The sequence below is a fragment of the Halomonas sp. 1513 genome (genome assembly GCA_001971685.1).
Classification (GTDB): Bacteria; Pseudomonadota; Gammaproteobacteria; order Pseudomonadales; family Halomonadaceae; genus Franzmannia.
Genome location: CP019326.1, coordinates 176,934 through 192,681 on the forward strand (window position 1 = coordinate 176,934; position 15,748 = coordinate 192,681).

The window sequence follows — 15,748 nt, forward strand, 5'->3', positions numbered from 1 at the left end:
GTCGAGCCCTGGCAGACCGCGGTGACATTTTCAGGTAGCATGTGGAAGTCATTTCCATAAAAAAATGTTACTTTTAGGAACACCCAAAACGACCCACGGCCGGTATGTGATGCCGGTCACAGCGCATCAGGAGACTCTCATGACCGATCGTGTCACCCGCCATCGTCTTCAGGTGGCCTCCGAGCTAGACCGTTTCATCAATGACCAGGCCCTGCCTGGCACCGGCGTCGATGCAGAGACCTTCTGGTCCGGTGTCGATGCGCTGTTCCACGATTTGACCCCGAAGAATCGCGAATTGCTCGCCGAGCGCGAGCGGTTGCAGGGCGAGCTCGATGCCTGGCATCGCGAGAACCCCGGCCCGGTCGGCGACATGCCCGCCTACCGCGACTTTCTCAAGCGTGTCGGCTACCTTGCCGAGGCGCCGGCCAAGGTGACCGCCACCACTGCCAACGTCGATGCCGAGGTCGCCAACCAGGCCGGCCCGCAGCTGGTGGTACCGGTGAACAACGCCCGCTACGCGCTCAACGCCGCCAATGCGCGCTGGGGCAGCCTTTACGATGCTCTCTATGGCACCGATGCCATCAGCGAGGAGGACGGCGCCGAGAAGGGGTCGAGCTACAACCCCAAGCGCGGTGACAAGGTCATCGCCTACGCCCGCGGCGTGCTCGATCGCGCCGCGCCGCTGGCCACCGGCTCACACCGCGATGCCGTCAACTATGCGGTGCGCGACGGCCATCTGGTGGTGACCCTCGACGGCGGCCGCGAGACCGGCCTCAAGGACCCCGGCAAGCTGGTCGGTTTCCAGGGCGATGCCGCCAAGCCGGAGGGCATCCTGCTCTCCAACCATGGCCTGCATCTGGAAATCCAGTTCGATACCAGCCACCCGATCGGCAAGACCGACCCGGCCGGCGTCAAGGACCTGCTGGTCGAGGCCGCGCTGACCAGCATCATGGACTGCGAGGACTCGGTGGCGGCGGTCGACGCCGAAGACAAGGTGGTGGTCTATCGCAACTGGCTGGGTCTGATGAAGGGCGACCTGGAAGAGCAGTTGGAGAAGGGCGGCAAGACCATCACCCGGCGCCTCAATCCGGATCGTCAGTACCAGACCCCTGACGGCGGCAGCCTGACCCTGCCCGGTCGCGCGCTGATGTTCGTGCGTAACGTCGGCCACCTGATGACCAACCCTGCGGTGCTCGACGCCGACGGCAACGAGCTGCCGGAAGGCATCCTCGATGCAGTGGTCACTGGCCTGCTGGCGCTGCACGACCTCAACAAGGGCGACGGTGAGCCGCGCAACTCGCGGGCCGGCTCGGTGTATATCGTCAAGCCCAAGATGCACGGTCCCAAGGAAGTCGCCTTTGCCAACGAGCTGTTCGGCCGCGTGGAAGACATCCTGGGCATGACCCGCGATACCCTCAAGATGGGCATCATGGACGAGGAGCGGCGTACCACCGTCAACCTCAAGGCGTGCATCAACGAGGCGGCGTCGCGGGTGGTGTTCATCAATACCGGCTTCCTCGACCGCACCGGTGACGAGATGCACACTGCCATGGAAGCGGGTCCCATGATTCGCAAGGGCGACATGAAGGGCGCCAAGTGGATCGGCGCCTACGAGCGCAACAACGTGCTGGTCGGCCTGGCCTGCGGGCTGCGCGGACGCGCCCAGATCGGCAAGGGCATGTGGGCCATGCCCGACCTGATGGCGGCCATGCTCGAGCAGAAGATCGGCCACCCGAAAGCCGGCGCCAACACCGCCTGGGTGCCGTCGCCTACCGCTGCCGCGCTGCATGCCCTGCACTACCACCAGGTCGATGTCGCGGCGGTACAGCGCGAGCTCGAAGGCCAGGGTGACGTCGACCTGCTCGACGACCTGCTGACGGTGCCGGTGGCCGAGAGCGTCAACTGGTCCGACGAAGAGATCCAGCAGGAGCTCGACAACAACTGCCAGGGCATCCTCGGCTATGTGGTGCGCTGGGTCGAGCACGGCGTGGGCTGTTCCAAGGTCCCGGACATCCACAACGTCGGGCTGATGGAAGACCGCGCGACGCTGCGTATCTCCAGCCAGCACCTGGCCAACTGGCTGCACCACGGGGTGGTCGACGCCGAGCGCGTGCAGAAGACCCTGGAGCGCATGGCCAAGGTGGTCGACGAGCAGAACGCTGGCGACCCCGGCTACACCGCCATGAGCGCCGACTTCAAGGCCTCCAGCGCCTTCAAGGCCGCCTGTGACCTGGTGTTCAAGGGGCGCGTGCAGCCGGCGGGCTACACCGAGCCGCTGTTGCACGAGTGGCGTCAGGTGCACAAGGCCAAGTAATCCCGGTCGCGTGCCATGAACGGGCCCCGGTGCACTGCACCGGGGCCCGTTGCGTTGTGAGGCGGGCGCCGTGTAGGGATATCGCCGTACGGCGCGCCTTGCGCTATCTTGGGCGCAGCGACACTCGCCGCCGAGCCGCCAGGAGGGCGCCATGACCGTAATGACCGCAGCCGCCATCGAGGAATTTCTCGATGAGGTGTTTCCGCATCGCCAGGGCACCATCGAGGGCGTCGACGAGATGCGCGCCACCATGAGCCTGGCCATCGAGGACGAACACCTGCGCCCCGGCGCCTGTGTCTCCGGGCCGAGCATGATGGGCCTGGCCGACGTCTGCCTCTACGTGGCGATCCTGGCGCAGATCGGCCCCGAGCCGATGGCGGTGACCAGCGACATGAACTGCCACTTCCTGCGCCGCGCTCGCGGTGACCGCGACCTGATCGCCAACGCCCGCGTGGTCAAGCTCGGCCGCCGCCTGGCGGTGGGCGAGGTGCAGCTGTTCTCCGCCGGCGACGAGGAGCCGGTGGCGCTGGTGACGGCGACTTACGTCTTACCCGATGCCGATTGAGCGCGTAGCGCGGTGACTGCAAGCATCACCCAGCCGGCGATAAAGGCGACGCCGCCCAGCGGCGTGATCATGCCCAAGCGGCCGATGCCGCTCAGCGCCAGGGCGTAGAGCGACCCCGAAAACAGCAGCACGCCCAGTGCCCAGAGTCCCAGCGTCAGCTGCTGGCCGCGCAGGGGCTGGCCGGCGCGCCAGGCCAGCACCCCGAGCATCGCCAGGGTATGCCACATCTGATAGCGCACGCCGGTCTCGAAGGCCGCCAGCAGGCGTGCCGGCAGCTGGCCCTGCAGGCCATGGGCGGCGAAGGCGCCGAGCGCCACGGCCAGGCCGCCGCTAAGCGCTATCGCCAGCCACCAGGGGGTATCGCGCATGGGGGAAATCTCCTTGTCGAAGGCGCCCATACCGTACCCCGCGGGGGCGTTACAGGCTACAATAGTGGCCCCCGAACCGCTGCGATTCGCTGGAGGACCAATATGCAGATCCTGCTAAACGGCGAAGCCAGAACCCTCGAGGCCGAGGCTACGATCAGCGACCTGATCGCCTCCCTCGACCTGACCGGTCGACGCATCGCCGTCGAGGTCAACGAAGAGATCGTGCCGCGCAGCCAGCACGCCCAGCAGGGGCTGGCCGACGGCGACCGCGTCGAAATCGTCCACGCCATCGGCGGGGGCTAGAGGAGCCATCATGACAGACCGTTTCCAGGACCAGCCGCTGCAGGTGGCGGGTCATCGCTTTGCCTCGCGCCTGCTGGTCGGCACCGGCAAGTACCGCGATTTCGACGAGACCGCCGCCGCCATCCAGGCCTCCGGCGCCGAGGTGGTGACCTTCGCGGTGCGGCGCACCAACTTGGGGCAGCAAGCCGGCGAACCCAATCTGCTCGACGTGGTGCCGCCGGAGCGCTATACCCTGCTGCCCAACACCGCCGGCTGCTATACCGCCAAGGACGCGGTGCGCACCTGCAAGCTGGCCCGCGAGCTGCTCGATGGCCATAAGCTGGTCAAGCTCGAAGTGCTCGGCGATGACGCGACGCTCTACCCCAACGTGGTGGAGACGCTGAAAGCCGCCGAGACGCTGATCGCCGACGGCTTCGAGGTGATGGTCTACACCAGCGACGATCCCATCGTCGCCAAGGAGCTCGAGCGCCTGGGCTGCTGCGCGGTGATGCCGCTGGGCTCGCTGATCGGCTCCGGTCACGGTATCCAGAACCCGCACAACGTTCGCCTGATCATCGAGCAGGCCGAGGTGCCGGTGCTGGTGGATGCCGGCATCGGTACCGCCTCCGACGCCGCCATGGCCATGGAGCTGGGCTGCGACGGCGTGCTGATGAACTCGGCCATCGCCCACGCCCGCCAGCCGGTGTTGATGGCCGGCGCCATGAAGCAGGCCGTCGAGGCCGGCCGCGCCGCCTTCCTGGCCGGGCGCATGCCGCGCCGCCAGAGCGCCGAGCCCTCTTCGCCCTTCGCCGGCCGTATCAACGGCTGATTGCCCGCTACGATGAGATCCGCGTGACGCATGAGTGATACCCACGACGACCGACCCGACGCCGCCACCAGTGCGCCCGAGAGCCCCGCGGCGCCGCTGCACCGGCGCGGCATCAAGAGCTATGTGCTGCGCGCAGGGCGCATGACCATTGCCCAGACCCGCGGTCTCGAGGAGGTCTGGCCGCGGCTGGGGCTGACCCTCGCCGAGGGTCGCCAGGATCTCGACGCGCTGTTCGGGCGCCGTGCGCCACGGGTGGTGGAGATCGGTTTCGGCATGGGCGCTTCGCTGATCGAGCAGGCCGAAACCCACCCGGAGACCGACTTCATCGGCATCGAGGTACACGCCCCCGGTGTCGGCAAGCTGCTCGACGAGGCCGACAAGCGCGGCCTGAGCAACCTGCGCGTATACCGCGAGGACGCCCTGCGCGTGCTCGAGGAGTGCCTGCCCGAGGCCAGCCTCGATACTCTGCAGCTGTTCTTCCCCGACCCCTGGCCGAAGAAGAAGCACCACAAGCGGCGCATCGTCCAGCCGGCCTTCGTCGAGCTGGTGCGGACTCGCTTGAAGCCGGGTGGCACCTTTCACCTGGCCACCGACTGGGCGGCCTACGCCGAGTGGATGGCCGATGTGATGAATGCCGCGCCGGGCTATCGCAACACCGCGGCGGTAGAGACGGCGCCCTATGTGCCGCGCCCCGAGTTCCGGCCGCTGACCAAGTTCGAGGCCCGCGGCGAGCGCCTTGGCCACGGCGTTTGGGACCTGATCTACGCCCGCGATTCCTGAACGCTAGCATCGCATTCGGCGCTGCGCCCCATCTCCATGGTGGGGCGCGTTCGTTGCAGGGATAGAAAAGAAAAAGCCGCTCCGGGAGGAGCGGCGGAAGACCGTGACTAGCTTGATGAGGAGAAACCATGGCAGAAAACCTGACATTCGCTGCGATGGTGTGTGGCGCCTGGCAGCGCCACGGTTGTTAAGATAATCGTTCGCATTCGCGGCGTCAAGCGTAACGAGAATATTTTTTATTTAGCCGCCGACCAGGCGCAGCCACAGCGGCAGCGTCAGCATCGCCAGCAGCGTCTGGCCGGTGATCAAGGCGGCCATCAGCTCGGCATCGCCACCCAGCTGGCGGGCCAGGATATAGGCCGAGGTGGCGGTGGGCAGGGCGGCGAACAGCAGCGCCACGTCGCGGCTCACCGGGTCGAGTCCCAGCAGCAGGGCGAGTGTCAGCACCAGGGCCGGCATCACCACCAGCTTGAGCAGGTTGGCGGCCCAGACGCCGCGGTCGAGGCGCACCAGCGCCCGTGGGCGCAGCGCCACGCCCACTGCCACCAGGCCTAGTGGCAGCGCCGCGCTGCCCAGCAGGCCGATGGTCTGGGCGCTCCAGCCGGGTAGACCGATGCCGCTCAGGTTAAGGGCGATCCCTATTAGGCAGCCGAGTATCAGCGGGTTGCGTACCAGCGCCAGCAGGCTCTTGCCGAGGCTGGCTGGCCCTAACGTGCCGGCGGCGATGAAGCTCGCCACGCACAGCACGTTGACCACCGGTACCATCAGTGCCACGGCCACCGCGGCGACGGTGGCCCCGGCGCTGCCGTGCAGGGCGCTGGCCCCGGCCACGCCGACATAGGTATTGAAGCGCAGCGCGCCCTGGAACACCGAGGTGAAGGCCGCTGGGTCGAGGCCCAGCCGTTGGCGCAGCCGCCAAAGTAGCGCGCCGAGGACGGCCATCACGCCCAGCAGCACCAGTGCGACACGCCCCACCGGCACCTGGCTGACATCCGCGGTAGCCAGGGTGGCCACCAGCATCGCCGGAAACAGTAGGAAGTAGATCAGTTTCTCCATCTGGGGCCAGAAATCACCGCCCGGAAGGCGTTTCCAGCCCAGCGCGGCGCCCAGCAGGATCAGCAGGAACAGCGGGCCCAGCGCGCTGGCCACATCGCCCATGGATACTCCTTGTTATCGACCTTAGGATGCGACAACCTTCCACAGGTCGTCATGAGGCAAACGCTGATAAGCTTACCGGCTATTGCCACTTCATTGGAGGGTCCTGGTGCTGCCATGACCACGCTGCCCCCATCCTCGGACGAGGCGACCCCGCGCTCACCGCTGCTCAATCTGCTGATCATGGTCACGCTGGTGACGGTGGTCGTGGCGATGTGGTATCTCGGCAACTACTATCTGCGCGGCAGCAGCGACGACGTTACCTGGTATCCGCCGAGTTCTCCTTGCGACCTGCATCAGGGCGCCTGCCAGGCGAGCCTGGGCATGGCGTCGCGGCTGTCGCTGGATTTCGACGGTGAGCTGCGCGAACTAGAGATCCTGCCCGTCGAGGTGCAGCTGGACAACCTCGAGGCGCGGTCGGTGACGCTCGAGCTGGTGGGTCGCAATATGCACATGGGCGTGCACCGCTTTATCCTCGAGTCGCAGGGCAACGGGGTGTATCGCGGCAACGCCCAGATCGGCGTATGCACCGAGTCGGTGATGCCCTGGCGCGTTCAGGTAGTGATCGAGACCCCTCAGGGTCGCAAGGGAAGCTGGTTCGATTTCGATATCAAGAGGAGTGCGGTATGACGCGCAAGATGCGGTGGGCGGGCATCGCCACACTGGTATTGGTCGTGGCGCTCGGCACCATCTGGTGGGTGCAGCAGCACGGCGATGACGGCGAACCGCGGGGTGGCGAAGTGGCGCTGCCCTCGACCCAGGGCGAGTTCTCGCTGGCGGCCATGGACGACGACGAGCTGGCGGTGTTGTTCTTCGGCTACACCTACTGCCCGGATATCTGCCCGATGACCCTGGCGGTGATTCGCCAGGCGCTACAGCAGCTCGAGCCGGAGCATGCCGAGCGGCTGGTACCGGTGCTGATTACCGTCGACCCGGCCCGCGATACCCTCGAGCGCCTCGAGGAGTACGTCGGCTACTTCGGCGAGCAGTTTATCGGCGCCCGCGGCAGCGAGGAGCAGCTCGACGATATCGCCGAGCGCTATAACCTGTTCTGGCGCCGGCACGACATGGAGGGCTCGGCGATGGAGTACACCGTCGACCATAGCTCCTCGATGTACCTGGTCGACCGCCACGGCGAGATCCGCCAGCGGGTGCTCTACGCCCCGACGCCGCACTCGCTGATCTCTGCCGTGCGCCACGAGCTCAGCGGCGGCTGAGGCGCGTCGTCAAGCAGTCAGGGCTCAGGGCGACTCTGCTGGGTCGCCGCTAAGCCGCTCGACCATGGCGTGCAGCGCCTGCACCTGATGGCCGTCGCGGGTTTCATAGCCGGCTGAAGGTTCCCAACTGCTTTCATCGAAACCCCACCAGTCCCAGCAGCCCTGGGGATTGGCCATGCTGGTGTCGGTCTGCGGGTAGAGCACGGCCAGGTCATTGGCGTCGGCCCAGGCGTTGAGCCCGGTATGCCGGATAAAGGCGTCCTCGACCTGCTCCTGATTCATGTTGCAGCCGTGCAGCGCCACCACCAGGCCGCAGGTCGCACCCTCCTCACAGGCCTTGGGCAGGTACAGCTTGCCCTGCTCGGCAAGCCCTGAGCCACGATAGAACTCACCTTGATCGAAGGGCAGCAGCGTGCCTCGGCCGTCGCCAGCGGGCGGCGTCAGGTCGTCGTAGAGCCAGTTCAGGACCTCGCCCGACGCATCGCGGTCGCAGGCCAGCAGGTGTGGGCTACCGCCGAGGCGGCAGTCGGCCAGCTCGGTAATGTGGGCCAGGCCGGTGCCGCCCACTGGCCAGCCGTGGCCGACGTCCTCGGCGGTCACGAAACGGAGTTGATCTGGGTGGGCCAACCACTGGCGATATTGGGTCGCGAGCAGCTCGCCGAGCGCCGGGTCGACCACCTCGTCCTCCTCGCCGTGCCACACGAAGACCCGCTGCCGGGCCAGGGCGTCGGCAGGCCCGAGGCGGTCCTCGCTGCGGTAGGTGGCGAGTCGGGTCTCCAGTTCGGAGAGACTCGGCAAGCCATGCCGCTGGGTCATGCACTGGCCCAGCGCCAGGCGCAGGCTGCCCTGGGCGCAGCCCCAGGGGCCGGCGGCGAATACGCCCAGGCCACGGTAGGTCTCGGGGAAGGCCACGGCCAGTTGGGTGGCCATGTAGCCACCCGACGAGACACCCACCACGCTGATGCGCTCCGGGGCAATATCGAGCCCGGGAAGGGCGGGAAGCGTATCGCTGTCGGCCAGCGCCGGGCCCGCCAGGCCCAGCGCCAGACCGCACACTAACAGCGCGGGTTGCATGGTGTTCAATCGTCGATGCCGAGCAGCTCGACCTTGAAGATCAGCGTTTCGTTGGGGCCGATCGGACCACCGGTACCGGCTTCACCGTAGGCCAGCTCAGAGGGCAGGTAGATCATCCAGGTGTCGCCGACGCTCATCAGCTGCAGGGCTTCCTGCCAGCCTTCGATGACCTGATCGACCCGGAAGCTGACCGGCTCGCCGCGCTGGTAGGAGCTGTCGAACACGGTACCGTCGAGCAGCGTGCCCTCGTAGTGCACCTCGACGCTGTCCGAGGCGCCCGGCGATGGGCCATCGCCCGACTCCACCACCTGGTACTGCAGGCCGGAGTCGGTGACCTCGACGCCCTCTTCTTCGGCGTTCTCGGCGAGGAAGGCCTCGCCTGCTTCGCGATTGGTCTCGGCAGCCTGTGAGGCCTGGGCCTCGCGACTGGCCATGGCACTCTCCTGGAAGCGGGTCAGTGCCTCAGCCATCTGCTCTTCGCTCATGGCCAGTTCGCCACCGGCGTAGACGTCCTCGATGGCCTGGGTGAAGGCGTCGAGATCCAGTTCCTCGACGTCCTGTACCAGGCTCTGGCCAAGGGTGACCCCCAGGCTGTAGCTGAGCTGCTCTTGCTCGGTCTCGGGGGCCGCCAGGGCCAGCGGGGAGGCGACCAGCAGGGTGCCAAGTGCCGCAGCGGAAACCAGTGTCTTCATGCAGAGTCCTCGATTCATTGTAAGGCGTCGTGTCTCGGACTCTATCAGGCGCCATGAGTTTCCGCACCCGCGCTATTGCGGTGCATTTGCGCACTCGCTGGGCACCTAGACCACCAGAACCGGGCACTTGGCCATGCTCGCGACCCGCTGCGAGACGCTACCAAGAATACTCGACTCGCCGTTGGTGCCCTTGGAGCCGAGCACGATCAGGTCGCACTCGCGCTTGCGGGCAAAGCGCACGATGGTGCTCGACGGGCGGCCACCCTTGACGAAGGCCCGCACCCCCTCGACGCCGAGCTCGATGGCGCGGTGCTTGGCGTTGAGGGCGATCTCGGAGGCGTACTCCTTGAGCGCGTCGTCGGGGATGTCGAGCTTGGCCGGGCGCACCATCGATAGTGACGCCTCGAGCAGACTGTGGTGCTTGAACACGCACAGCACGTACAGCTCGGCGTGGGTCAGCCGCTGCAGTTCGACGGCCTTGTCCAGCGCCCGCAGGGCGCGCTTGGAGCCGTCGACCGGGACCAGGATTCGCTTGAACATCGTCACCTCCTCCTCGTGGGGCGAGTGGCTCACCGGAACGCCAGGTCACGCAGGAACAGCGCGATCTGCGGGAACATGATCACCAGGGCCGCCGCCACCACCAGCATGAAGATGAAAGGCGGCGTACCGCGGATCACTTCCCAGTAGGGGCGCTTGAAGATGGCGATGGCGGTGAAGATATCGCAGCCGAAGGGTGGCGTGGCCGAGCCGATCGCCACCTGCAGGGTAATCAACACGCCGACGTGGACCGGATCGAGCCCGGAGGCGGCGATCGCCGGGGCGAAGATCGGCGTCAGCACCAGGATCACCACGATCGGGTCGACGAACATGCAGGCCACGAAGAAGGCCACCGAGATGGCGATCAGCACGCCTACCGGGCCGGCCTCGTCGATGCCCACCGCGGCGAGTATCTCCTGGGGAATCTGGGCAAACGAGATGACCCACGAGAAGCCGTTGCCCACCGCCACCAGGATGAAGACCACGGCGGTGATCAGCCCGGTGGACTTGGCGATGGTGTAGATGTGCTGCAGCTTGAGGGAGCGGAACACCACGAATTCCAGCAGCACCGCATACAGCACGCAGGCGGCCGCCGCTTCGGTGGGGCTGAAGATACCGCCATAGATGCCGCCGACGATCAGCACCGGAAAGCCCAGCGGCCACAGCGCGCGCTGCACCGCGGTGAGGCGCTCGCGCCAGCTCGATTTGGGCTCGGTGGGCACGTCCTTGATCACCGCATACAGCACGCAGTAGATCGAGAACATGAACAGGATCAGCAGCCCCGGGCCGATGCCGGCGATGAACAGCTCGCCGATCGAGGTGCCGGAGATCACCCCGTAGATGATCATGCCGATGCTCGGCGGGATCAAAAAGGCGATGTCGCTGGAGTTGATGATCAATGCCAGGGTGAAGGGGTCCTTGTAGCCGGCCTTGAGCATGCGCGGGCGCAGCGGCGAGCCGACGGCCACTACGGTCGCCTGAGTCGAGCCGGAGACCGCGCCAAATAGCGTACAGGACGCCGCGGTGCTTACTGCTAGGCCGCCTTTCACGTGGCCGACGAAGCTCATCACCATGTTGATCAGGCGATGCGCGGACTGGCCGCGGGTCATGATGTCGGCGGCCAGGATGAACATCGGCACGGCGATCAGCGCGGTGGGGCGTATGCCGCCCATCATCTGCTGGATCAGGGTTTCCATCTGGCCAGTGCCGCCGAAGGTCATGTAGAAACCGACGAAGGCGGCGGTGACCAGCGGGATCATCATCGGGAAGCCGAGCAGCAGCAGCACGATCATGATGGAGATAATGATTGTCGTCATGGTGCGTTCCCCGCGTCAGACTTCGGTTTCCGTGTCCTTGTATCCGTCGACCACATGGGTCGAGAGATAGACGTCACGAGAGGTCAGGTTCTTGAAGGCGGTCAGCAGGTACTGGATGCCTGTGACGGTGAAGCCCAGCGGCACCCACAGGTACATGATCCACACCGGAATACTCAGCGACGGCAGCACCCGGCCGCGGCTGTAGGTGGTCTGGATATAGCCGATCGAGTAGTAACACAGCGTGAACATGACAAGCGCGGTGAACAGGCAGATGAAGATCATCAACCAGCGGCGCGCGCCGGTGGGCAGGGCATCGTAGATCGCCGACATGCGGATATGCCGGCCGTGGCGGGCGGCATAGCCAATGCCCGCGAACGTGATCATCACGATCAGGATGCGGTTGACCTCTTCGGAGAAGTGCAGGCTCTCGCCGAACGCGAAGCGGCCGATGACGTTGGCCACGGTGTTGATCGCCATCAGGATGACCCCGGTGGCCAGGATCATGGCCTCGGCCTTGCTGATCCAGGTGTCGACTACGCCCAGCGGCCCGGGCAGGGTGGAGCGGTACTGCTGTTCTGCGACGTCTTCTTCGCTCATGTCCATGTCGAAGGACTCCTCGCGGTCTGGATCACGTGACGGATTGCGTGTAAACGAATGGTGACACCTCCCAGCCTAAGCCGATGCGCTGTCGCCTGCAGGCGCAGAATCAACGCTGTTTGGCCGGGTGGCAACGACGAGGGGGCAGCCTTGCGGCTGCCCCCTGTGCGGTTAGCTGCGTGGCACGCCAGGCGTGCGCGGCGCGGCATCACTCGTTGGTGACGGCCTCGAGGTCGGCCTTGAACTGCTCGAGCAGCGCGGCACCGCGGTCGCCGGTCATCTCCACGAAGCGCTCCTCGACCTGCGGGGCGCGGGCGCGGAAGGCTTCGATCTGCTCCTCGTCGAGGCGGGTCACGGTGACCTCGTCGGAGGATTCCTGAATCGCCGCTAGCGAGTCGTCGGCGAGCCCGGAAATGTGCTCGATGATGTGCTCGTAGGCGGCCTCGGTGGCATCGCGAACCAGCTGCTGGTCCTCTTCGGAGAGGCCCTCGTAGAAGTCCTGGTTGGCCATCATCGCGGTGGTGAACCAGCCATGGCCGGTAAACACCAGGTTGGGCGACACCTCGTACAGGCCACCGGACTCGATCCAGAAGATCGGGTTCTCCTGGCCCTGGATGATATTGGTCTGCAGGCCACCGTAGACCTCGCCCCACGGCAACGGGGTCGGCGTGGCACCAAAGGCGCGGTAGGTCTCGGAGAGCAGCGGGTTGGTCATGGTGCGGATGTTCTTGCCGCGCAGCTCTTCGGGGGTGGTGAAGGGTTCGTCCAGGGTGACGACCATTTCACCTTCCGGGTACATCTTGAGCAGTTCGAGGCCCTGCTCGGCATACAGCTCGGGGAAGGTTTCGTGAATCGCCGTAGAGGTGTTGAAGAACTCGATCACGGTCTCTTCATCGGTGGGCAGCAGATAGGGGATGAAGAAGATCTGCGCCTCGGGGATCAGCGAGCCGGTGAAGCCCGGTGACTGGTTGACGAACTGCAGGATGCCGGCCTGGGTCTGCTCCATGATATCGTCGGACTCGCCGAGCTCACCGAAGCGATAGATCTGCACGGTGTGGTCGGAATTTTCCTCGACATACTCCTTGAAGGCTACGGCGAAGACGTCCTGAACATCGCCTTCGAATTCCTCGTGGGCGTAGCGCCAATTATCGGCACTGGCAGCGGCGGAAAGGCCGAACAGCAGGGCGCCGACACTGGCGGCGGTGAGTAGGTTGCGAACCATCATTTTTGTCTTCCCTCACAAGGTTGAGCCAGTATCGCTACATCCCGACTGGCTGAAGTGCAGGTTTAAAAACATGCAGTTGTGATTTCAGGCTAGCGCGGGCCCCGGGAGGGGTCAAGGCAGCGTTCGAGGGTTTGCAGGGCGTCGAGGTGGTGTTTTTTGCGTTCGGGTAGCCAGGCGTACAAGCGATTCACCAGGGGCAGATCGCTCGGCTCGCGAGGTCGGAGCAGGCCCCCGGCGGCCAGTCGATCCTCGCTGATTCGCTGCAGCTGCCGCAGCGCTTCACGCTCGGCCAGCAGTTCGGCGCGTTTGAGCACCTCGCGCAGCTCGGCGATCTCGGGGTTGGTGAGCGCTTGCTGTTTCAGGGCGCGCCGGCGCTGTCGCAGCGGCCGGGTCATCTCGGCCTGCCAGTGGCGCAGCGTTGCCAGCTCTGTGCCGAGCTCGCCCTGAGCTACCAGCCCGTGGGCGTCGAGCCAGCACAGCCACAGCAGTTCGCAAACATCGGCGTGAGCCTCGTCCTGTAGCTGCAGGCAGGCCGCTTCTACGCCGTCTCGGGCATACAGTGCCAGGGCAAAGTCCCACAGCGGCGCTTCGCGTAGACAGCGCCGCAAGCGGGCCGACAATTGGGTAGAATCCATGCCATTCGTTCCTCAGGGGTGGAGAGCCACCCTGCCGATCTACCGGAGCCAGCATGATCGCACTGCGCCAACTCTCGCTGCAACGCGGCACCCAGACGCTGATCGAGGGCGCCGAGCTGACCCTGCATGGCGGCCACAAGGCCGGTATCGTCGGTCCCAACGGGGCCGGCAAGTCGAGCCTGTTCAAGCTGCTGCTGGGTGAGCTGGCCCCCGATAAGGGCCAGGTCGAGATGTCCGGCGGCCAGCGTATCGCGCACATGGATCAGGAGATCGCCGCGCTGGACCGCGCCATCGTCGACTATGTGCTCGACGGCGACCGCGAGCTGCGCGCCACTGAAGCCGCGCTGGCTGAGGCCCAGGCGTCCGGCGACGCCCATCGCGAGGCCGAGCTGCACGGCAAGGTCGAGTCACTCGACGGCTACAGTGCCCCGGCGCGTGCCGCCCAGCTGCTGGTAGGGTTGGGCTTTGCGCAACGCGATCTCTCGCGGCCGCTGGCGGACTTCTCCGGCGGCTGGCGGATGCGCGTCAACCTGGCGCGGACGCTGTTCATGCCGTCCGATCTGCTGCTGCTCGACGAGCCCACCAACCACCTCGACCTCGACGCTCTGCTGTGGCTCGAGCAGTGGCTGGTGCGCTATCCCGGCACCCTGCTGCTGATCTCCCACGACCGCGACTTCCTCGATGCGGTGTGTGACCACATCGTGCACTTCGACCGCGGCCGGCTGGTGCTCTATCGCGGCAACTACTCGACCTTCGAGCGTACCCGTGCCGAGAAGCTGGCGCTGCAGCAGGCCGAGGCCGCCAAGCAGCAGGCGCGCAAGGAGGAGATCGAGCGCTTCGTGGCGCGCTTTCGTGCCAAGGCCACCAAGGCGCGTCAGGCCCAGAGCCGTCTCAAGATGCTCGAACGCATGGGGGATATCGCCCTGGCCCATGCCGACTCGCCGTTCCACTTCTCGATTCCCGCGGCGGACAAGACCTCGCATCCGCTGCTGGTGCTGGACGAGGCGCGGCTCGGCTACCGTGATGAGGCGGGCAACGAGAGCGTGCAGCTCGACGACGTCAAGGTCACCCTGCTGCCCGGCAGCCGTATCGGCCTGCTCGGCCCCAACGGCGCCGGCAAGTCGACGCTGATCAAGTCGCTGACCGGCGAGCTGGCGCCGCTGGCCGGCAAGCGGGTGCCCGGCGAGCACCTGGCGATCGGCTACTTCGCCCAGCATCAGCTCGAGGGGCTCGACCTCGCGGCCAGCCCGTTCATGCACGTGCAGCGGCTATCGCCGACCGCCAGCGACCAGGAGATCCGCAACTTCCTGGGCGGCTTCGGCTTCAAGGGCGATGACGCCTTCGAGGTAGCTGGCAGCTTCTCCGGCGGCGAAAAGGCGCGCCTGGCCCTGGCCCTGGTAGCGTGGCAGAAGCCCAACCTGCTGCTGCTCGACGAGCCCACCAACCACCTCGACCTGGAGATGCGCGAGGCGCTCACCGAGGCGTTGGCCAGCTTCGAGGGCACGGTGATCATCGTCTCCCACGACCGCCACCTGCTGCGCGCCACCGTCGACGAGTTCTGGCGCGTGGCCGACCACCGGGTCGAGCCCTTCGACGGCGATCTCGAGGACTACCGCGCCTGGCTCAAGGCGCGCCTGGAGGGAGAGCGTCGCGAGGCGCGGGCCGACAAGAGCGAGGATGCGCCCCGCGAGGATCGCAAGGCGGCCCGCCGCGCCGCCGCCGAACTGCGCGAGAAGCTGCGTCCGCTGAAGAAGCAGCGCGACCGCGCCGAGCAGGCGATGGACAAGATCCAGGCGCAGCTGGCCGCGGTGGAGGAAACGCTGGGCGATGCCGAGCTCTACACCGATCCCGCGCGCAAGGCGGAGCTGACCGCGGCCCTGGCGCGCCAGGGCGAGCTCAAGTCGCAGCTCGACGACCTCGAGGCCGACTGGCTGGCCGCCGAGGAGGCGTTGGAGGCCATGGAGGCCGAGCTGAGTGAGAGTTGACTCTGGCGTCGCTAGGCTTGGCGGTCAGGCGCCGCCGACGCAGCGCACTCACGGGTAAGCACGAAAGCGACATATACCGCGGGTTGCTGGCGCAAGCGAAGCGACGTCCGGCGCTCGCCATGGATGGCGAGCGAGGGTCACTCGTGAGGGATTATGTTGTGACCCGACGGACAGGTC

At 66.3% G+C, this 15,748-nt stretch carries 17 protein-coding genes; 8 read left to right on the forward strand and 9 right to left on the reverse strand.

The window, feature by feature from the left end:
- Positions 1-139 precede the first annotated feature (139 nt).
- Together BWR19_00815 and BWR19_00820 are read left to right on the forward strand one after the other, a co-directional pair.
- Complete coding sequence (locus BWR19_00815; GenBank protein APX91607.1) at positions 140-2,314, forward strand: malate synthase G; 2,175 nt, start codon at positions 140-142, stop codon at positions 2,312-2,314.
- 151 nt (positions 2,315-2,465) lie between these two features.
- Positions 2,466-2,879: a phenylacetic acid degradation protein gene (locus tag BWR19_00820; protein ID APX91608.1), complete on the forward strand. Its 414-nt coding sequence runs from the start codon at positions 2,466-2,468 to the stop codon at positions 2,877-2,879.
- On the opposite strand, the gene BWR19_00825 is transcribed toward BWR19_00820, so the two are convergent.
- Complete coding sequence (locus BWR19_00825; protein APX91609.1) at positions 2,855-3,247, reverse strand: hypothetical protein; 393 nt, start codon at positions 3,245-3,247, stop codon at positions 2,855-2,857. The two genes, BWR19_00820 and BWR19_00825, sit on opposite strands and share 25 nt — an antisense overlap.
- Before the next feature lie 102 nt (positions 3,248-3,349).
- On the opposite strand from BWR19_00825, the gene BWR19_00830 reads away from it, so the two are divergent.
- From BWR19_00830 to BWR19_00840, 3 genes are read left to right on the forward strand one after another with little or no spacing between them, the layout of a single operon-like run.
- The gene (locus BWR19_00830) at positions 3,350-3,550 is read left to right on the forward strand and encodes a sulfur carrier protein ThiS (GenBank protein APX91610.1); all 201 of its coding nucleotides are present in this window, start codon (positions 3,350-3,352) and stop codon (positions 3,548-3,550) included.
- Between the two features lie 10 nt (positions 3,551-3,560).
- Positions 3,561-4,358, forward strand: a complete 798-nt coding sequence (locus tag BWR19_00835) for a thiazole synthase (GenBank protein ID APX91611.1) — start codon at positions 3,561-3,563, stop codon at positions 4,356-4,358.
- 30 nt (positions 4,359-4,388) lie between these two features.
- Positions 4,389-5,138 (forward strand): tRNA (guanosine(46)-N7)-methyltransferase TrmB, encoded by a 750-nt coding sequence (locus tag BWR19_00840; GenBank protein ID APX91612.1) that lies wholly within the window; start codon positions 4,389-4,391, stop codon positions 5,136-5,138.
- A gap of 240 nt (positions 5,139-5,378) precedes the next feature.
- On the opposite strand, the gene BWR19_00845 is transcribed toward BWR19_00840, so the two are convergent.
- Positions 5,379-6,296 (reverse strand): transporter, encoded by a 918-nt coding sequence (locus tag BWR19_00845; GenBank protein APX91613.1) that lies wholly within the window; start codon positions 6,294-6,296, stop codon positions 5,379-5,381.
- A 180-nt stretch (positions 6,297-6,476) separates the two neighbouring features.
- Here BWR19_00845 and BWR19_00850 point away from each other — a divergent pair, with 180 nt between their 5' ends.
- Positions 6,477-6,923 carry a hypothetical protein gene (locus BWR19_00850; GenBank protein APX94847.1) on the forward strand — a complete coding sequence of 149 codons (447 nt, stop codon included), beginning with the start codon at positions 6,477-6,479 and terminating at the stop codon, positions 6,921-6,923.
- Entirely contained in the window at positions 6,920-7,510 is a 591-nt protein-coding gene (locus BWR19_00855) for an SCO family protein (protein ID APX91614.1), read from the forward strand. The genes BWR19_00850 and BWR19_00855 overlap by 4 nt, the downstream gene beginning before the upstream one ends.
- Positions 7,511-7,534: 24 nt before the next feature.
- Here BWR19_00855 and BWR19_00860 read toward each other — a convergent pair whose 3' ends face one another.
- The 7 genes from BWR19_00860 to BWR19_00890 all read right to left on the reverse strand — a co-directional run bounded on the left by BWR19_00860 (position 7,535) and on the right by BWR19_00890 (position 13,586).
- The gene (locus tag BWR19_00860) at positions 7,535-8,584 is read right to left on the reverse strand and encodes a poly(3-hydroxybutyrate) depolymerase (GenBank protein APX91615.1); all 1,050 of its coding nucleotides are present in this window, start codon (positions 8,582-8,584) and stop codon (positions 7,535-7,537) included.
- 5 nt (positions 8,585-8,589) lie between these two features.
- Positions 8,590-9,276 (reverse strand): hypothetical protein, encoded by a 687-nt coding sequence (locus tag BWR19_00865; GenBank protein APX91616.1) that lies wholly within the window; start codon positions 9,274-9,276, stop codon positions 8,590-8,592.
- Between the two features lie 105 nt (positions 9,277-9,381).
- Positions 9,382-9,816: a universal stress protein UspA gene (locus BWR19_00870; protein APX91617.1), complete on the reverse strand. Its 435-nt coding sequence runs from the start codon at positions 9,814-9,816 to the stop codon at positions 9,382-9,384.
- 29 nt (positions 9,817-9,845) lie between these two features.
- A complete protein-coding gene (locus tag BWR19_00875) occupies positions 9,846-11,129 on the reverse strand; it encodes a C4-dicarboxylate ABC transporter permease (GenBank protein ID APX91618.1) in 1,284 nt (427 codons plus the stop codon).
- A 15-nt stretch (positions 11,130-11,144) separates the two neighbouring features.
- Positions 11,145-11,732: a C4-dicarboxylate ABC transporter permease gene (locus BWR19_00880; protein ID APX91619.1), complete on the reverse strand. Its 588-nt coding sequence runs from the start codon at positions 11,730-11,732 to the stop codon at positions 11,145-11,147.
- 202 nt (positions 11,733-11,934) lie between these two features.
- Entirely contained in the window at positions 11,935-12,951 is a 1,017-nt protein-coding gene (locus BWR19_00885) for a C4-dicarboxylate ABC transporter (protein ID APX91620.1), read from the reverse strand.
- Positions 12,952-13,040: 89 nt separating this feature from the next.
- The gene (locus BWR19_00890) at positions 13,041-13,586 is read right to left on the reverse strand and encodes a TIGR02444 family protein (protein APX91621.1); all 546 of its coding nucleotides are present in this window, start codon (positions 13,584-13,586) and stop codon (positions 13,041-13,043) included.
- 53 nt (positions 13,587-13,639) lie between these two features.
- On the opposite strand from BWR19_00890, the gene BWR19_00895 reads away from it, so the two are divergent.
- The gene (locus tag BWR19_00895) at positions 13,640-15,571 is read left to right on the forward strand and encodes an ABC transporter ATP-binding protein (protein APX91622.1); all 1,932 of its coding nucleotides are present in this window, start codon (positions 13,640-13,642) and stop codon (positions 15,569-15,571) included.
- The last annotated feature ends 177 nt before the right edge of the window (positions 15,572-15,748 follow it).